The sequence below is a fragment of the Aquimarina latercula DSM 2041 genome, from assembly GCF_000430645.1.
Lineage (GTDB): Bacteria > Bacteroidota > Bacteroidia > Flavobacteriales > Flavobacteriaceae > Aquimarina > Aquimarina latercula.
In genome coordinates this window covers 34,935-54,810 of sequence record NZ_AUMK01000020.1, presented here as the reverse complement: position 1 = coordinate 54,810, position 19,876 = coordinate 34,935, and the positions used below count along the sequence as shown (strand labels likewise).

General features: G+C 34.1%; 9 protein-coding genes. 5 read left to right on the top strand and 4 right to left on the bottom strand.

The genetic code is table 11. From position 1 onward, the window contains the following. Positions 1-92: 92 nt before the first annotated feature. The 4 genes from H526_RS32240 to H526_RS0117060 form a co-directional block, all read right to left on the bottom strand. Positions 93-5,723 (bottom strand): glycosyl hydrolase family 18 protein, encoded by a 5,631-nt coding sequence (locus tag H526_RS32240; protein WP_051336206.1) that lies wholly within the window; start codon positions 5,721-5,723, stop codon positions 93-95. A gap of 246 nt (positions 5,724-5,969) precedes the next feature. After that, the gene (locus H526_RS0117070) at positions 5,970-7,778 is read right to left on the bottom strand and encodes a sodium:solute symporter family protein (RefSeq protein ID WP_027394124.1); all 1,809 of its coding nucleotides are present in this window, start codon (positions 7,776-7,778) and stop codon (positions 5,970-5,972) included. Positions 7,779-7,875: 97 nt separating this feature from the next. After that, entirely contained in the window at positions 7,876-8,604 is a 729-nt protein-coding gene (locus tag H526_RS0117065; RefSeq protein WP_027394123.1) for a LytR/AlgR family response regulator transcription factor, read from the bottom strand. After that, positions 8,601-9,662: a sensor histidine kinase gene (locus H526_RS0117060; protein ID WP_233557513.1), complete on the bottom strand. Its 1,062-nt coding sequence runs from the start codon at positions 9,660-9,662 to the stop codon at positions 8,601-8,603. The genes H526_RS0117065 and H526_RS0117060 overlap by 4 nt, the downstream gene beginning before the upstream one ends. 212 nt (positions 9,663-9,874) lie before the next feature. Between H526_RS0117060 and H526_RS0117055 the strand changes: the two genes are divergently transcribed. The 5 genes from H526_RS0117055 to H526_RS0117035 all read left to right on the top strand — a co-directional run bounded on the left by H526_RS0117055 (position 9,875) and on the right by H526_RS0117035 (position 19,856). Then, the gene (locus tag H526_RS0117055; RefSeq protein WP_027394121.1) at positions 9,875-12,997 is read left to right on the top strand and encodes a SusC/RagA family TonB-linked outer membrane protein; all 3,123 of its coding nucleotides are present in this window, start codon (positions 9,875-9,877) and stop codon (positions 12,995-12,997) included. A 31-nt stretch (positions 12,998-13,028) separates the two neighbouring features. Further along, complete coding sequence (locus H526_RS0117050) at positions 13,029-14,564, top strand: SusD/RagB family nutrient-binding outer membrane lipoprotein (RefSeq protein ID WP_027394120.1); 1,536 nt, start codon at positions 13,029-13,031, stop codon at positions 14,562-14,564. Positions 14,565-14,626: 62 nt separating this feature from the next. Continuing rightward, positions 14,627-16,537 (top strand): glucosamine-6-phosphate deaminase, encoded by a 1,911-nt coding sequence (gene nagB / locus H526_RS0117045; RefSeq protein WP_027394119.1) that lies wholly within the window; start codon positions 14,627-14,629, stop codon positions 16,535-16,537. A gap of 103 nt (positions 16,538-16,640) precedes the next feature. Further along, positions 16,641-17,513: an N-acetylglucosamine kinase gene (locus H526_RS0117040; RefSeq protein ID WP_027394118.1), complete on the top strand. Its 873-nt coding sequence runs from the start codon at positions 16,641-16,643 to the stop codon at positions 17,511-17,513. A 3-nt stretch (positions 17,514-17,516) separates the two neighbouring features. Continuing rightward, positions 17,517-19,856, top strand: coding sequence for a family 20 glycosylhydrolase (locus tag H526_RS0117035; RefSeq protein WP_027394117.1), 2,340 nt, complete (start codon positions 17,517-17,519; stop codon positions 19,854-19,856). Positions 19,857-19,876 lie beyond the last annotated feature (20 nt).

Below are 19,876 nucleotides of genomic sequence, written 5' to 3'. Positions count from 1 at the left end.
AACTAAGAAACTAATGTAAATAACAAAATTCACCTCTCTAAATTTTTAACACATAAGAGAGGTGAATTTTACAAAAAAATTAGGGAGAAATGCTACTGTTTAATCAGTTTCATTGTTTTTACTTCTTTACCTATTCTAAGTTTTAAGAAGTAAATTCCACTAGGAATACCATCTGTATCCCACTTCATATTTTGATTTCCAGAAGAAAGCCTTTCATTATCTTTCAATACGGCGATTTTAACCCCAATCTGATTATATATAACGGCATTGACTAATTTGTCTTTACCTAATTTGAAAGTAATAGTAACCTCTGAACTAAAAGGATTAGGATACATTTTTAAACTTTCTTTTTCAAGTAATTCTTGCTCTGGAGATCTTTGATCTAAGGCGTCTAAATAAGTTCGATGAGGATCTGAGAATCCAAAACCTGCAACAATATCCCAGTTAATAGACCAAGTCATTAGACCTCTAAAGTTAGCATATCCAGAAGGATTTCGCAACGTGTATTGTCCGCCAAAAGATTGTCCTTTGATAATATAATCTAATGCTTTATGCACTTCTGCGGCTGGTGTATATCCACTTCCCGCCGCCGATGGACTAGCTGGTAATCCTATGGCAACTTGATCAGGTCGTAATGCAGGAAACTGTTCTCCTGTACTTAATGTAAAGCCTTGCAATAATACTTCGGCCATCGCCACATGAAAATCTGCATTTCCAGCAGAATAAGCTCTGCCATCTAATCCTAACATGCTACCCGTATTATAATGCTGAACGTGAATGTAATCCATTTCAGTACGTAGTGCATAGATTAATGGAAGATATGCTCCCCAAATACCACCATACTGGCCAATCGCACCTTGTACATAGGCAGTTTCAGGAGCCATTGACAGAATAAATTTCGACATATCATATTGAGAAAGAATTGATCTAAAAGCAGTTATAAGATTTACAACTTTTGGAGAAGTCGGGTTTGATAAACTAGTATCTCCCGGTGCCAGAGAAATTGAAGTACCTTCAAAATCAATATCCATACCATCAAAACCATACTCATTAATAATACTGGTCATAGAGCTACTAAAAGCTTGCGCATCTGCTGGGCTATCTACATCTACCGCACCGGTAGCCCCACCCATAGAGATCAATACTTTTTTACCTCTACTTTGTAATAAAGCCACATCATTTTTAAATTCTTGAGCGTTTGAATAGATCTCTGGATCTGGAGTAAAAGTCATGGTAGCTCCATTTTGCACAGTTGGAATTGCAAAAGAGATATTAATCACATCCCATTTATCAGATATATCTCTTAGCTTTGGAATTGAAGATCCATTATTAAAATTATGCCAATATCCTACCAAGATTCTTTTTGGCAAATCTCCACCTGGTGGAGGTGGTGGTACAGATCCTACAGAAATATTTACTGTAGCCTCTCCCGTGGCATTATCATCATCAGTTGCTCTTGTAGTAAGTATATAATTTCCTGTAGAAGCATTGTTCCAAGTAAAACTATAAGGGCTTGTTGTATCTTCTCCTATTATAGTCCCATTTCTTAAAAACTCCACTTTTGTTACATTCCCATCACTATCTGAAGCTGAGGCATTAATTGTAATTGTGCTTCCTGCAGTAAATGACTGTCCGTTTGCAGGTTGCGTAATGGATACAGTTGGAGCTTCATTTCCTCCAGTATCTCCATCACCACACTCACCAATGAGAGTCCATGCATCTTGCCAATAGGTTCCTTCTCCAGGTGCATATGCCCACGCGGCTCCATTACACCATCCCGAGAATGGATAAGGTTTACACTCATATAAATTTCCAGCATTCTCAACTTGACTACCTGCAACATATCCACCATTTTCTACATATTGTGGTTCTGTACAATCTCCTCCTACTGCATTTCTTGTAACTGAAATAGAATTTGAAAAGTCAAAAGATCCTTGTAATCCTGAAACATTATTATCTGCGGATAATCCTATCAGACCATTTTCATAACTCAAATGCCATATTAAACAAATACCTACTCCTGCTCCGTCAAAATTCACTTGCTCTGGTGATGCCGGTAATCCCAGTATTTTTCCTTGTTCATCGGTAATAACCCATTGCGAATTCATACCACTATTACCACTCAGCATAATACCAGAAACATTATCTGCAATACCATCTCCTACTGTAAATACAAAGGGTCCTCCAGCTATAACTCCTCCTTCTGGATTATTATCTCCTACTGAATTTCTTGTAACTGTAATAGAATTTGAAAAATCAAAAGCCCCCTGTAATCCTGAAGTATTATTATCTGCGGATAACCCAGTTAAACCGTCCTCATAACTTAGATGCCATATTAAACAAATACCAGGTCCTGATCCGTCAAAATTTACTTGCTCTGGTGATACTGGTAATCCAAGTATTTTTCCTTGTTCATCAGTAATAACCCATTGCGAATTCATACCACTATTACCACTCAGTGTAATCCCAGAAACATTGTCCGCGATACCATCTCCTACCGTAAATACAAAAGGTCCTCCAGCTATAACTCCTCCATCCGGGTTATTCTCATCAGTACATGGTCCTAATAATTCCCAAACATTCTCTCGGTTCGTAACGGGATCATTATTTTGTGTCCACCACTTAGCACGATATTCATTTCCTTGATATGAGACTGTATCTCCTCCAACATATACTTGTCCATTTACGTATGGAGGAGCAGTACAACCTCCAGTATCACCAGAAGTAACTGTTACACTAACTTGGTTAGTCGTTGATGCATTATCATTATCCGTAGCGGTGACTACAATAGTATATGGCCCTTCAGAATCTGGAATCCAACTAGCTGAATATATATTATCAGAAGCAGTTGCTGAGATATCTTTACCTGCAATAGTAAATACGACACTACTTATTGTTCCGTCTTGATCAGAAGCCGTAGCGGTAAGGTTTATAGTTCCTAATTCGATATTTGCATTATTAGTCGGTGATGTAATGCTAACTACCGGCTTTATATTACCTGGGTCGCAAGGATCTCCTACAACCTGGTTAATCGCTGCTAAAAGAGATGTTTGTTGATCCGTTGTATCATGAGACAACTCCCATATCATAATACCTCCAGCTCGATTCAGCGCCATTTCGGTTTTAGCTTTTATAGTAGGAATACCATTATAATTATTTCCTTGGAAAGAATCGCTATTAGGGCTTGCTCCTTGAGCTAACAATGAAGCATAACTTTGTGCTTGCGGTCTGCTATAAAAAGGTACTCCTAATACTGCTTTTTCTTTTGGTAATCCACGACCAAGCCAATAATCTAATCCACCTTGAGCTTGAGTCATAGCTCCGTGATCAGGACCATCATATGCCATAATATTTAAGAAATCTACATCATCAAAAACTCCACTAAGAATCCCATCTGCATTCCAACCTGAAACGACTACGGCCGAGGTTAATAATTTCCCTCTACTATGCATTGCTTGACCAAGTTCTTGCATTAAAAGTTCAAAATTTTGAGGTTCATTACCTTCACGGGGATATTCCCAATCCATATCTACACCATCTAAATTATATTGATTTACATAATTCACCAGGTTGTCTATAAAAGTAGTTCTCGTCGTTGGATTTGCGGCTAATGTGCTAAACGGGGAATCATTACCATCCATCCATCCTCCTACAGCAATCAACACTTTAACTCCTTGTGCATGTCCAAGACTAACGATTTGTTGCATTTTTGCAACATTATCAAGAGGTTGTAGACTACCATCACTATTAGGGAGTAAGAACGAATAATTAATATGTGTTAATTTGTCGTACTGTATTGTATTTGCACTTCCTTGCCAGCTTGGCATATATCCAACTACTTTAAAATTATTTTGGCTATCGGAGCAATCTCCACCGGACACAAAAATAGAAATCGAAGAAGAAGTTGTATTCGCATTATCATTATCGTAAGCTTTAGCTGTCAAAGAGTAACTACCTTCATTAGCTCCATTCCAAACTACTTGATAAGGACTTGATATATCTTCACCTATTTTCTGAGTTCCAACATAAAATTCTACTTTAGTTACTGTTCCATCAATATCATTAGCATTGGCTTCAATTGTAATAGCATTCCCTTCTTCAAAATTCGCATTATCTAAGGGAGAACTAATAGCTACCGATGGTGCTGTATTTGGATCTGGATCTCCTCCATTAGCAAATACTTCATTCACTTTATTTATTAATGGTGACTTCACGTTAGACCATCTCTTCAACTTAGTTCCAAATGATTGAAAAGAGCCACTTATCTCCAAGTCTCCGAACACCGTCCATACAATTGTTCCAGCAAGATTATTGTCATTAATGTACTGTGCTTTAATCCCAATAGACTCTTCATCATCGTAACTAAGAAAAAAATTACCTTTAGTCAAATAAGGGACTTTTGCTTGGTCATCCCATTTTTTTGTCCAGCCATTTCCGCCTTCTGTTTTTTGTTTGATAAAAAAATGATTTGGCGTACCATCATATACATCCTGTGGCCAATTGGTATAATCTGCAGCTGTACTAACAGGACCATCTGGTTGTATTGTCACATTTCTCTTAACTGTTGGCGCATTTAACGTAGCATTACCATCAGTTACAACTCCTCTTCCATAAAATGGTATCCCGAAGTTGATTTTATTTGAAGGCACCCCCATGGATTGCATTGCAGTTAACGTAGACTGCCAATTAAAATCTGGTACTTCTGCACCATCATATGGATATACTGGAGCATTATGACCTGCTATATTAGACCACCCTCCATTAAAATCATAGGTCATCATATTAAAGTAATCCATAGAGTTATCTAGTCGGTTCCAATCAAATCCTTCTAGCTTTTTTGGATCTGCAGACATCGCAGCGGTAATCAATTTATCAGGACCTATTGCTGCCCTAATCTCTTCTACCAAGGATGCAAAATTTGGGTAATCTGCATTTGTTCCCGTAAAATTCATTCCAGGATAAGGACCTGGATATTCCCAATCCAAATCTATTCCATCAAACCCCATATTAATTAGTCTTTTACAATCTTCAATAAATCGAGCTTTTTTAACAGGGTCCGCCGCCATTTCAGGAAAATGCTTACACATACTCCATCCCCCTATAGAAGCCATTACTTTTACTCCATTTTCTTTTGCCAATTCTAACAATCCTTTTGCTCCACCTTCTTTAGGAAGCGGTAATGGTAATTGGCCACTCAATCCCCATCCAGGATGATTCCACGTAGCTCCACCCACCTCAACTTCAAATCCATAAGCCTCTGCTCTTTCTTTTACATCTGGGCTTATGTATTGTATTACTTCTAATTCTCCAAACAACAAATACATATCCCAGCTACTATATATATCCGTAAATAGAATGTCTCCGGGTTCCTGAATTGCTCCAGGTTGATATATGTTTTTGTTTCTTAAATCTCCACTGTGTAAAGATCCATCAACTGCTACACCAAAAAAGGAATAGTTAAGGATCGTATATTTCGAATAATCGATATTAAGCTGTGTTAATGCACCTGCAGAGGGAACTCCTGCACTAGCGGCTTTCCAGGCATCCCAATTTGTGATATATCCAATCACCTGCTTTTGATGATTTGATGTTGTTGCGGTTCCTCCTGTATTTACTTGTCCCCAGGTTAAGCCTACGAAAAAGGAACATAAGATTAGTAATGGCACTTTCCAAGAGCCAAAATGAAAAGGGTTTTTCTTTAGTAAAGGTTTTAATAGTTTCATGATGATTTGTGTTTTAAGTTTTCAACAGTTTATGTTAAACTGATCTTAAAGTATAAAGAACTATATAGGCCAAAAAACTAATTGGATCAATGACATCATTTTGTAGATATTATGAAGCAAAAATCCTATAACCGTAATTTTGATATATTTAGAAAAAATCAATAGGGTTTGTATAAAAAAGAGGAATAGCATTTAGATATCTAAATGCTATTCCTCTCTTAAAATTAAGTTCAATGTTTATTAGAATTAGACAATAAGGTCTTTACCTATTTTCCTCCAAACTCTTACCAATAAAACACCTGCAATTATGGTTCCTGATCCAAGAATTAATGATTCTTGTAAATTCCCATAAATTATGTGTCCTGTCGTAAACAATACTCCATAAACTAAGAAGCATCCTAATAATAATGCCAGAATTCCAGACGGCACACTCCATCCTTCTAAACTATTTACGATATCTATATTATTTTCTTTTGCCTTTGTAATAACATTCTTCCAACCAGGTCCTCCTGGTTGTATTTTTTTATAAAAATTTTGTAAAACACTATCGCTTTCTGGTTTTGTTAAAAATGTTACACTTATCCAAACAACTGTAGTTATAAACACTATACTCGGAAGTTTTGCCCAGCTTGACATAATTGCATCATCACCAAAAAAATAATCTCCAACAGGAGAAGCGAATATTAAAGATACCACTCCCGAAATAATCATCGCTGAAATCTCACTCCAAGAATTGATGCGCCACCAGAACCATCTAAGAATAAAAATAAGTCCAGTACCAGCTCCAAACATTATTATAATATCAAATAATTGTTTTGCATTTTTAAGATACAATGCAAATAATGCGCTTAATATCATAAGCACAACAGTCGAAATTCTTCCTACCATTACCAATTCTTTTTCTGATGCATCTTTCTTTATTTGTTGCTTATAAAAATCATTTACAATATAAGACGACCCCCAATTAAGATGTGTAGATATAGTACTCATATATGCTGCAATCAAAGAAGCAAATACCAATCCCAAAAGACCACTTGGCAATTTTGCTAGCATTGCTGAATACGCTAAATCATGTCCTAATTTATCCTCAGTTACATTTGGAAAAGCCTCTTGAATACTTGCTATGTCAGGAAAAACTATAAGCGAAGCTAATGCTACTAATATCCACGGCCAAGGGCGTAAAGCATAATGCATAATATTAAAGAAAAATGTTGCTCCTATTGCATGGTTCTCATTTTTAGCAGCTAGCATACGTTGTGCAATATAACCTCCTCCTCCAGGCTCTGCTCCTGGAAACCAAGAACTCCACCACTGAACTGCTAAGGGAATAATTAATAGTGTAATAAGTGCTTCCTTATCATTAAAATCTGGTAATAACGATAGTTTATCCGCCACATTGGGATGTGTTATTAAATTTTGAAGTCCACCAACTTCAGGAATATTTACTAAATAATATGCTGCTCCTATTGCACCTCCAATTGCTATGAAAAATAATAAAAAATCAGTATAAACTACTCCTTTAAAACCTCCTAACGCGCTAAATACTACAGTAATTATTCCTGCATAAACTATAGTTTCCCATGGTTCTAAACCAAGCATAATACTACCAATCTTAATCGCAGCAAGAGTGACACCAGCCATTGCGAAAACATTAAATACAAGACCTAAATATAAAGCTCTAAAAGACCTTAGGAAAATGGCAGGAGCTCCTCCATACCTTAATTCATAAAACTCAATATCCGTACTTACGTTAGACCTTCTCCATAATTTAGCATATATGAAAACAGTTAAAAGACCTGTAATTAAAAACGCCCACCACATCCAATTTGAAGAAACTCCATCTTTTCTAACAATATCTGTTACAAAATTAGGAGTATCGGTAGAAAAGGTAGTTGCTACCATAGAGAACCCTAGTAACCACCAAGGCATATTTCTTCCTGATAAAAAATATTCTGAGGTACTCTTTCCTGCTTTTTTCGATACTATTACTCCTATAAAAAGTGTAGTCAGTAGAATAACTATTATAATTGAGTAATCAAGTGTGCTTAGTTTCATGTGAATATATTTGCTGTATTATTGGTTATGTCAGTTGTATTAAAATTACAGATGTATTTTTATTATTAAAAGGTCTCTTTTTGTGCAATATAGATACTTATCCATTGAGTAGGTTCCCTTTGTTTTTTAATATTTGTTTTTTAGCGTGAATTGAGTAGTTACGACCGATTGGAATTCTCTTATCGCCAATCTCCACAAGATTACCTTCTACAGATTTTACTTTATCAATTGCTATGGCATATGATTTATGTATTCTAATAAAATTTTCGGAGGGTAGTTCCTCACTTATACTTGCTAAAGATTTATGAGAAATATAGGTTCCTTCTACACTACGCAACTTTATATAATCTTTTAAACTCTCTATATAAAGAATATCGCGAAGAAAAATCTTAATTAGTTTTTTATCTACTTTCAAAAAAACATGAGGGGCTTGTTCAAATTCAGCAAAAGGCTTGCCTTTGTCCAGTGTTATTAATCTAGCCATTAACTTATTTATTGATTTTAAAAACCTGCTAAAAGGTATAGGTTTCACTAAATAGTCAAGAACCTCTAATTCATAACTTTCGATTGCATACTCTTTATATGCAGTTGTAATGATGATTTGTGGATATTCTTTAAGTGTTTTTAAGAATTCTAAACCATTCATTCTTGGCATGTTTATATCTAAAAAGACTACATCAACACCACCATTCTCAAGCAAGGGCAGCGCTTCCAAAGGGTTTTTAAACACACCTATAACTTCGATGTTTTTGAACTCTTTAAGGTATGATTCAATAATACTTATTGCCAAATGTTCATCATCAATTATGATACTTTTTATGGTCATGTGGTTGGGATTTTAAGGGTAATCTTATAAAGGTTATTATCATTAGATACTATTAGCTCATAATTTTCATTATATAAAAGTTGTAATCTTCTTTCGACATTTTTTATTCCGATTCCATTCTTAGAATTTGAAGAAGCCTCTTTACCATAGCTATTCTCAGACACAAAAATCAATGTATCGTTATTTACTTCAAATGAAACTAATAGGCTCATCTCTCCTGTATCCTTAAAACCATGCTTAAAAGCATTCTCTACAAATGGCAGGAATAATAGCGGAGTTACTAATACATCATCTATACACCCAACGATGTTAATTTCCGTCTTAATCTCGTTTCCATATCTTATATTTTCTAACTCAATATAATTATCAATATACTGTATCTCTTGTATTAAAGAAACTTTCTTTTTACTAGCATCATATATAATATACTGCATAAATTCTGATAGTTTAACAACTACGTCTGATGCTTTCGAAGACTTTTGTATTGTTAACGCATATAAGTTGTTTAACGTATTAAAAAAGAAATGTGGTTGAATTTGTGCCTTAAGATATTGTAACTCGGTTTTATATTGTAATGCTATTAATTGCTGAGTCTTGTTTCTTTCCAGAATAAAGTCAACACTGATTTTTATAGAAAAAGTTAATGCAAGAACATATAATTCTCCTAATACTACCGCTATGATGTGATTAAGACCGAAGGGTGCATTCTCTCCTTGGGCTTCAGGCCAAATATTTTCTGTAATTAGCCAATAATTCAACCCTGACCTTACCACATAATGAACCCCTAAACTTAAAAGCAAAAAAGTAACATACATCGTATATTTTTTCTTCAATAAATAATTTGGGATAAGGTAATTTATATTGAAATAAACAATTACAAGGTGTAATGGAAATTCTACTAAATTGGATTTAAAAGAATACCAGTAATCATTAAAATAACTACCCCATCTTATCACATTAAAAAGAAAGTATGTCATCCAAAAATAGATATGATACTTCGTTTTAATTGTTTTTTCTTCCACATCTTCGTGGATTACATTTTTATCAGTTTTTAGCACAGAACAGTGTTAATTTTATTAAAAAACTGTGAAAAAGTATCATTAAATATCATAAAAAACAAAAAAATGTTTGGTTCCAAAAACCTGTAGCAACGGTTATCTATGGTTATATGTCGTTCATTATCAAAATGCTGTTGTTGGGATAAAAAAAAAAAAAGAAAACCTTCAAACTATTAATTTAGAACAACGCAAATAATCAATAAAAGGAAAACATGAGGCAAAAAAAATTAACTTTAATTTCATTTTTATTTTTAGTAATCGGAGTTCTCGCTCAGGAAAAAAAAATATCTGGAATAATAACTGATGCGGTAAATAACACACCCTTACCTGGAGTAAATGTTATTGTGAAAGGAACTTCTACCGGAGCACAAACCGATTTTGATGGTGCATATACAATTAATGCTTCTACAGGTGATATTCTGGTATTTTCTTATATCGGATTTAAAACCGTAGAAAAATCTATTGGCTCATCAAACACCATAAATATTGGTCTAGAAGAAGATGCAGAACAACTAGAGGATGTAGTAATAACAGCTTTTGGTATACGACAAGAATCAAAAAAACTAGGGTATTCAGTACAACAACTTAAATCTGAAACAATTACACAAACAGCAGATCCTAATATTGGATCAGCGATTCGTGGGAAATTAGCGGGTGTAAATATCAATTCTAACTCAGGTGGAATTGGTTCATCTGTATCAATTAATATTAGAGGAATCAGTTCTTTAGGAGCTAACAATCAACCTCTAATTGTATTGGATGGTGTTATTATAGATGATAATCAAGGTGGTCAGGGAGATTTTGCTTCTGGACTTGATTATGGTAACACACTATCTAATCTAAACCCTAATGATATCGAAAACATATCCTTACTAAAAGGTGGAAATGCTACAGCACTCTATGGATTTAGAGGAATAAATGGTGTTTTAGTAATTACCACTAAAAAAGGACGTTCTGACAAGCCCACTGTAGAAATAAACTCTTCGATTACTGCAAGTTCTATATTGGTTTCCCCTAAATTTCAAAATGAATATGGTCAAGGTTTGTTTGACACCTCAACAAATCAACTAGTATACGATATCACCAATGGTAGTAGTTTTGGACCGAGGTTAGATGGAACACAACGAGAGCGTTTTGATGGAGTTGGAACTGCCAGTTATTCTGCGAATGACAATGATTTTAAAGATTTTTTCAGGAGTGGGTTTTCTTTTTTAAATTCAGTTGCAGTTTCACAAGGAACAGAAAAATTTGATTATAGGTTTAGTTATTCCAGATTAGATGATGAGTCCATAGTCTCTGGAAGTAATTTAAAACGTCAAAACTTTAGTATCAAAGCTGGTGCTTCTATCACAAGTTGGTTAAAGATCCTCGGAAAGGTTGATTATATCCATCAAGATGCACGAAATCGACCTGAACTAACAGGAGGTCAAACCAATATTACTCGCGCTCTTTCTCTAAGGCCCAGAAATATTTCTAATACATTGTTAAGAGATAACTTTTTAGAATCGGATGGCACTCCCAATAACTGGGCAGGAGCTTTCATTACAAATCCATATTACACTTCTAATACACTGCTCAATGAAGATGAAGTTGATCGATATATCAGTCTATTAGAACTAAATATTGATATCGCACCAGGCCTAAAGGGATTAATGAGACTTTCTCAAGACCACATCACAAGTAGTCAGCAGATATTCAATCCTTTCGGTGCTTTTGACATTGCTGGTAACGGAAGATTTTCTGATACCAACTCTACTGCTAGAACCAATAATTATGATTTAATTTTTACCTACAATACAGACATAGGTAATAATTTTAACTTGGGAGCTACACTTGGGTTTAGTCACTCTGATGTCTCTTTTAGATCATTACAAGCTATTGGAGAAACTTTTTTACTTCCTAACTTTTTCTCTCTTAACAATTTTGAGAGTATTAGCGTAGTTCCTGGTAATGCCAAAAATTCTTCTAATTCTATATTCGGATCTATGACTATAGGATTTAACAATTATTTATTTGCAGAATTTACCGCGAGAAATGACTGGAGTTCTACATTACCAATAAACGATGCTTCATTTTTCTATCCATCTGTTGGATTAAGTTTTGTAGCAACAGATGCTTTCCCATCATTACAGGACAACGAAATACTTTCTAATCTAAAATTGAGAGGTAGTTTTGCGCAGACTGGTAATGCCACAGGTGCTTTTTCTCTTGTAAATACTTATAATGTATCATCTAATCTTTTTAACGGCCAGCGTTTTTTCTTTTTCGGAAATGCAGAAGAAGGGGCAGGAACTGGGCCAGAACTTAACAACCCCGACTTAGTTCCTGAAATATCAAATGCTCTTGAATTTGGTTTAGATGCCCGTTTTATAAACAACAGAATAGGGCTTTCTGCGACATATTACACTATAAGAACCGAAGATCAAATATTACGATTAACGCTTCCTCCATCAAGTGGAGCAGCAAATCAAATAATCAACGCTGGTTTAGTAACAAATAAAGGGCTTGAACTTTCTTTAGACGCTGATATTATAAAGACCGATAACTTTAAATGGTCTACAACCGTAAATTTCACAACTAACGAAAATAAAGTTGAAGAATTAGCTCAAGGAGTGGATAGAAACATATTAATACGTCAATTTAATGATGTGGTTCAAGTAGCGGCCGAAGTAGGCTCTAGCGCTCAAGGTTTATTTGGTACTACATTCTCGAAAGATGATAATGGAAATGTAATCTACGATACTAACGGATTACCAGTAATTAATACTGAAATATCTCAAATCGGTGATGTTGCTCCAGATGCTTTTTTAAACTGGGGAAACTCTTTTTCTTATAAACAATTCTCTTTAAGTTTCTTATTCGACGCAAGGTTTGGTGGGGATGTATTTTCCTTATCAGAAATACAAAGACATACACAAGGTACGGCGATCGAAACATTAGAAGGAAGAGAATTCTTTTCTGGCGGACAAGGTATCTCCTTACCTCAAAATGCAGTGATTGATGGAACATTAGATCCTAATGTACAGCAAAGAGGTGTAAACCCTCAAACATATTGGGGTAGAGTCGGTCAAATTTCAGAAAACTGGGTCTACGATGGAAGCTTCATTAAATTTAGAGAACTAACGTTTGGGTATACTTTTCCTGAGAGAACAATTAAAGGACTACATCTATCTAATCTATCTATAAGCTATGTAGGAAGAAACTTAGCCATACTTCATAGTAATACTGACAATTTTGATCCTGAAACAGGTTTCAATACAAGTTTTGGTGGAGTTGAATTTTTTGGAATTCCTTCTGCCAGTAGCCACGGACTTAGAGTAAATCTTACTTTTTAAAATAAATAATGTTATTAATAAACAAAGAATTATGAAAACTCAAAAACACATCATAAAACTATTTGTTGGTTTTCTTATACTAATTATTACAACTATTTCTTGTACTGAAGATTTTGAAGAAATAAATACCAACCCTATTGACCCGCAAACTGCAACTGTGGAAGGTATTATGGCTGGAGTACAATATTTTGAATTTGCTGAACCTCGTTTCTTAACCTGGAGAGGAAATTTAATCTATACTAGCCAATTTGCAAATCAATTTAGTTACAATGCAGAAGGATCTTGGTTTGCTGGAGATGCTTATCAAAACAATCAAGGTTGGACTAATGCGATATTTGATGCATCATATCAAAAAGTCTCCCTCAATATTAGAAATTTACTAGGTACTTATAATGATCTTGAAGATACTAATGGTGCAGCAGTTACCAAAATTATGATGTCGTGGTTTTATCAAAAAATGACAGATATTTATGGAGATATCCCTTATAGTGATGTAATTGGTGACGAATTAATTTTGACTAATCCTCAACCTACATATGACGCTCAAAAAGAAATTTATACCAGTATCCTAAATGACCTAAAAGCACAAATGGATGAGATTGGCACTTCATCAGAAATAATTGCTGGAGCAGATGGCGATTTCATTTATAATGGAGACCCTCAAAAATGGAAGGCGTTTGCTAATACCTTGCGATTACGTATCGCAATACGATCCAGAGATGCTTTTATACAAGCAGGTGAGCAATCCTTTATAGATACAGTTATTAATGATTGTCTAAGTAATACCCTCATAGATAGCTCTAATGAAGCACTATTAAAAAAATCCGAATCTGCGTTGATACTATCATTTCTTGATGGAAGTTTCGAAGATGTTTACTGGGGATTTGGAGGACTAGGTTCTAAATGGGTATTCTCAGATCGTTACTTGAATTTATTAAATGATAATAATGATCCTAGACTCCCACAGATAGCAGATCCTTCTCCAAATGACACTTTTGAAGGTACCGCAATTTCAATGAGAGGAATTATCCCAAGAGATAATCTTGCAATTCCATCTCAAAAAATCATCGGGACTTCGACAACTGATGTAGCTAACGTTGTACCAACTCAAATTTTAACTGCTGCAGAATCTTACTTTCTACAAGCAGAAGCAGCACTTTTAGGGTATTCTGGAAATCCACAAGGACTTTACGAAGAAGGAATTAGAGCGAGTATGAAGTTTTGGGATGTAGATGCTGGTGATATCGAAACTTTTATAATTAACGAACCTATCGCCACTTTATCTGGATCAACAGAACAACAATTAGAAGCTGTCTGGAATCAACGATGGTTAGCACTATTAATGAATGGATATGAAGCTTGGTCTCTAGTAAGAAGAACAGAACTTATCCCAACATTAACAGACAACGCTATTTTCTTTGTCTCAGAACCTAATAATGGAACAGTCCCAAAAAGATTACAATATTCAACCACAGAACTAGTCGCAAATGAAACAAAAGTAAAAGAAGCTATAGATAGACAAGGACCAGATACAATGACAACTTCTATCTGGTGGGATATTGAATAAGTATGTAATAAAAACTCTTATTAACCTTCCATAAATCAATATGGTACTATTAAAAAAGAAAAATGATTAAAGAAATTAAATTCAGACAAGTTGGCAAATTTGAAGATACCAAATTCGAAAAAATCCATAATGAAATATTTCAGGATTCTTCTTATGCTTCTAAATTGGCAGCTTTAGAAATTTCAGATTTAATAAAACAAAAACAAAAAGAAGGTAAGTCTTGTGTACTAGGATTGGCTACTGGATCTTCTCCAATAAAAGTATATGAAGAACTAGTTACATTATATAGATTAGGAGAACTCAGTTTCAATAACGTGATCACCTTTAATCTGGATGAATATTATCCTATGGATACAGATAATCAACAAAGTTATTATCACTTTATGCATCAACATCTCTTTGATCACGTTGACATAAATCCAGAAAATATCAATATTCCTTCTGGAAATATTAATCTAGAAGAAATTGATCAATACTGTATCGATTATGAAATGAAAATAAAAAAACTTGGTGGACTAGATTTTCAATTACTTGGTATTGGTAGAACAGGGCATATTGGATTTAACGAACCTGGATCTCATCGTAATTCTGGAACAAGGATTATAACATTGGATCATATAACTAGAAGAGATGCAGCATCAGATTTTAATGGTTTAGAAAATGTTCCCAAAAGAGCCATAACTATGGGAATAAGCACTATTATAAAAGCTAAACGTATTCTTTTACTTGCTTGGGGTCATAAAAAAGCATCTGTCGTAAAAAAAACTATTGAAGGCGAAATGACCCCTCAAATTCCAGCTTCTTTCTTACAGGATCATAAAAACATTACCGTTATTCTGGATAGTGAAGCAGCAGCCGATCTTACTAGAATTAAAACTCCCTGGTTAGTAGATCAGTGTATTTGGACACCGAAACTTAAACTAAAAGCAGTTACATGGTTAAGTGAGGAAGTGCAAAAACCTTTGTTAAAACTAACTGATAAAGATTATAATGATCACGGTATGTCCAGTCTTCTAACTTTAGAAGGATCTGCATATGAACTTAACATTAAAATGTTTAATCATTTACAAAACACCATCACAGGATGGCCTGGTGGAAAACCAAATGCTGATGACGCTAAACGTCCGGAAAGAGCCAATCCTGCTCAAAAAAGAGTACTAATCTTCAGTCCTCATCCTGATGATGATGTAATTTCTATGGGAGGAACATTCTCTAGGCTTATTGATCAGGGTCATGATGTACATGTTGCATATCAAACCTCTGGGAATATTGCTGTAACTGATCAAGAAGCCTTAAAATTTGGAGAAGTAGCACAACGTTTAGCTGATGGTAATAGTATATTTAAAAATATAATAGACGCTATAAAATCAAAAAATACTGGAGATATTGATTCTCCAGAAGTAAGATTAACTAAAGGTCTTATTCGAACAATGGAATCCTACGGTGCTACTAGATATTTGGGGCTTCCTGATCATAAAGTTCACTTTTTAAACCTTCCTTTTTATGAAACCGGCAGAGCGAAAAAAAACCCTATTGACACTCCCGATATTAATATTGTAAAGGATATTATAACTCATATAAAACCACATCAGATCTATGCAGCTGGTGATCTGGCAGATCCACACGGAACACATAAACTTTGTCTTGATGCAATTCTCGAAACAATATCAATAATAAAGCATGAAAAATTCATGAATGATTGTTGGCTTTGGCTATACAGAGGAGCCTGGCATGAGTGGGATATCCATGATATTGAAATGGCAGTACCATTAAGCCCAGATGAAGTAAATCGAAAAACAAATGCAATTCTTTTTCACCAATCTCAAAAAGATAAAGTAATGTTTCAAGGTGAAGACTCGAGAGAATTTTGGCTGAGAGCAGAGGAACGAAATAAAGATACTGCGGAACGATACGATAATTTAGGGCTAGCTGATTATGAAGCTATTGAGGCTTTTAAAAGACATTATTTTTAACACGTAGCATTGACTTTATTAACTCTTAAACTTTAAAAATGTGTGTTAAAAATCATGAACAAGAAGCTCTTAATTATAAAACAAACCATAAAGATTAGAGTCTATGATATTAATAGCAGATAGTGGTTCTACAAAATGTGATTGGATTCTAATGGACTCACAAGGAAAACAAGTATTCTCACAGACAACAATAGGAATCAACCCATTAAACACATCACAAAACAAAATTGAAAGCATATTATTAGAGATTTCCGAAGTTTCGAAAAAAAGAAATTTGATTAATGAAGTACACTTTTACGGAGCTGGATGTAACACAGAAGCATCAAATCAAAAAGTCAAATCATCTTTTCAATCTATCTTTAAAAATCTCACGGTAATAAATATTGAAGAGGATATTATTGCTGCTGTACACGCTACCACAAAGACACCAGCCGTAATTGTTATTTTAGGAACCGGCTCTAATTGCTGCTACTTTGACGGTAAAAAAATAATACAATATGCCCCTTCATTAGGATATTTACTAGCGGATGAAGGTAGTGGTAATTACTTCGGAAAAGAATTGCTTAAAAGTTTTTATTTACAAAAAATGCCTTCAAGCCTTGCGAAAGAATTTGAAACCAAGTTTGGCTCCAATTTAGAGCAACTCTTTTATAATTTATATGATCTTCGGCAACCTAATGCATACCTAGCCTCATATGCATTTTTCATGTTTCAACATCGAAATCATCCCTTTATAGAAAGAATGTTATACTATGGAATCAAAGTTTTTATAGACAACTATTTGACACTTTATTCCAAAGAATTAGAAAACAACCCTATACATTTTGTTGGTTCTATTGCATACTATTCCCAGGACATCATTAATAAAATACTGCTTGACAAAGGTTTTACGGCAAAAAGTTTTATCAAAAAACCTATAAACAATCTTATTAATCACATTATCTCTACTAGGAATACACTACAAAAAACAATATAACAAATGAAGAAATCCATTTTCTATATACTATCAATCATTATCTTTTTTATTTCTTGTCATGAAAAAAACACACCAACAACTGCTGTAAATACAAATCCCAGAATTACTCCAATGCCTTTATCATTGCTGGAAAAGCAAGGGACTTTTACAATTGACAAAAAAACTTCTTTCATTGTAAAGACCAATGAAACCCAGAAAATTGCTTTGTTTTTTATCGATGTTATTTATGAAAAAACAGGATTACATCTTAGTACATCAGATCAAAAAAAAGACAATTCCATTTATCTAGTTATAGATCCTTCTGTCGAATTAACCGAAGAAGGTTACTTATTAAAAACCTATGAAAATCATATTGAAATTATTTCAAAAACAGCGAAAGGTCTATTTTACGGAGCCCAATCTTTAATGCAATTACTACCATTTGTCTCTGATGACGACTCCCACGAAAATTTACAAGTCATAATTCCTTCAATAGATATTAAAGATGAACCGGCTTTTAAATGGAGAGGTGTATTACTTGATGTTTCTAGGCATTTTTTTACAGTAGAGTTTATAAAAAAACAGTTGGATTTTTTGGCAACATTAAAGATCAATAAATTCCATTGGCATTTGACCGATGATCAAGGTTGGCGTATAGAAATAAAGCAATATCCCAAATTAACAGAAATAGGTGCCAAAAGGGGTAATAAAAATAGCACCATTTATCATGGATTTTACACACAAGAGGATATAAAAGAAGTTGTTGCATATGCTAAGGAACGATTTATTGATGTGATTCCCGAATTTGATATGCCAGGACATGCTAAAGCAATTCTTGCATCCTACCCGGAATTAGCTTGTAAAGAAAAGTCTTTTGAAATAAGAGAAATATGGGGTGTGGATTATAACATCCTATGTGCAGGAAAAGAAGAGGTATATGTTTTTATAGAAAATGTAATTACAGAAATGGTAGCTCTATTTCCTTATAAATACTTCCATGTTGGGGGAGATGAAGTTCCTAAACGTAGTTGGATAGAATCTGAATTATGTCAAAAACTGATCAAAAAAGAAGGACTTAAAGATGAAAAAGAATTACAAAGTTACTTTATGGCTCGTGTAGAAAAAATTCTACACAAGTATAATAAAACAATGGTTGGATGGGATGAAATTCTAGAAGGAGGAATTACAAAAACTACCAACATTATGTCTTGGCAAGGAGAAAAAGGAGGTATAAAAGCTGCAAATGAAGGTCATGATGTAATTATGACTCCATTGGACTATGTATATCTTAATTTTTATCAGGGTAATAAACAAGTAGAGCCAATGGCATTTGGGGGACATACTCCATTAAAAAAAACATATTCGTACAATCCAATACCCCAAGCAATAAAAGAACACAGAAGACATCATATTCTTGGATTACAAGGAAATCTATGGGCTGAACAAACCGATAATGATAAAATCGCAGAATATCAATTATACCCCAGATTAATTGCTATTGCAGAAACAGGATGGACTATAGAGAAAAACAAGAATTTTAATAATTTCTTAAATCGCTTAAACAGCTTATATCCAATTCTTGATCATCATGAAATAAATTACCACATTCCATTACCAGAAGGTCCTTCCTCTGATCGGATAGTATTCATTGATAGTATATCCATCCCATTTAACACCACACATCCTGTTAAAATGGTCTATACAACAGATGGGTCTAATCCTACCAACAAAAGTGAAGAATACTCTAAAACACTCATATTTAATGAGACATCTATTCTAAAAATTGCATCCATATTACCACACGGAAAAATTAGTAAAACAAGAACTATTGACATTGTTAAGCAATCCTATCTATCGCCTATATCAGAATCAATGGATTTATCTCCTGGTTTAAAAACAAAAACGATAAAAGGTCACTTTTCAAGTGTAGATGATATCAGGAAAGAAACTCCATCAAAAATATCAATCGTACAAAGTATTAAAGAGGCAAATACGACCTTCGATTGGGGACATGAAGTTAAAAAAGAAAATTTTAAAGCAGTATTTCTAGAAGGATATATCGACATCCCAGAAGATGGAATATATTATTTTTCTAGTACACAAGATCAAATATGGATTGGTAATCAATTAGTGATCGATTACAAAAAAACAATAAAAAAACATCCTGAAGAGAGCTCTATTGCTCTTAAAAAAGGAAAACACAAACTTAAAATTGTATATCTAAATAATATCAAGAAAGGATGGGCATCTGATTGGAATACTGTAGAACTAAAATATCGAAAGGAATTAGATAAAGAATATAAAACTGTTAATGAAAAAATGATTTTTTATGAGAATTCTAATAGAAGTCTCTCCCTTAAATAGTTAAAACACTTTCAAATTAA

Excerpts from the sequence above, each read along its gene's own strand:
- H526_RS32240 (WP_051336206.1), bottom strand. The coding sequence starts at position 5,723 with ATGAAACTATTAAAACCTTTACTAAAGAAAAACCCTTTTCATTTTGGC.
- H526_RS0117070 (WP_027394124.1), bottom strand. The coding sequence starts at position 7,778 with ATGAAACTAAGCACACTTGATTACTCAATTATAATAGTTATTCTACTG.
- H526_RS0117065 (WP_027394123.1), bottom strand. The coding sequence starts at position 8,604 with ATGACCATAAAAAGTATCATAATTGATGATGAACATTTGGCAATAAGT.
- H526_RS0117055 (WP_027394121.1), top strand. The coding sequence starts at position 9,875 with ATGAGGCAAAAAAAATTAACTTTAATTTCATTTTTATTTTTAGTAATC.
- H526_RS0117050 (WP_027394120.1), top strand. The coding sequence starts at position 13,029 with ATGAAAACTCAAAAACACATCATAAAACTATTTGTTGGTTTTCTTATA.
- nagB (WP_027394119.1), top strand. The coding sequence starts at position 14,627 with ATGATTAAAGAAATTAAATTCAGACAAGTTGGCAAATTTGAAGATACC.
- H526_RS0117040 (WP_027394118.1), top strand. The coding sequence starts at position 16,641 with ATGATATTAATAGCAGATAGTGGTTCTACAAAATGTGATTGGATTCTA.
- H526_RS0117035 (WP_027394117.1), top strand. The coding sequence starts at position 17,517 with ATGAAGAAATCCATTTTCTATATACTATCAATCATTATCTTTTTTATT.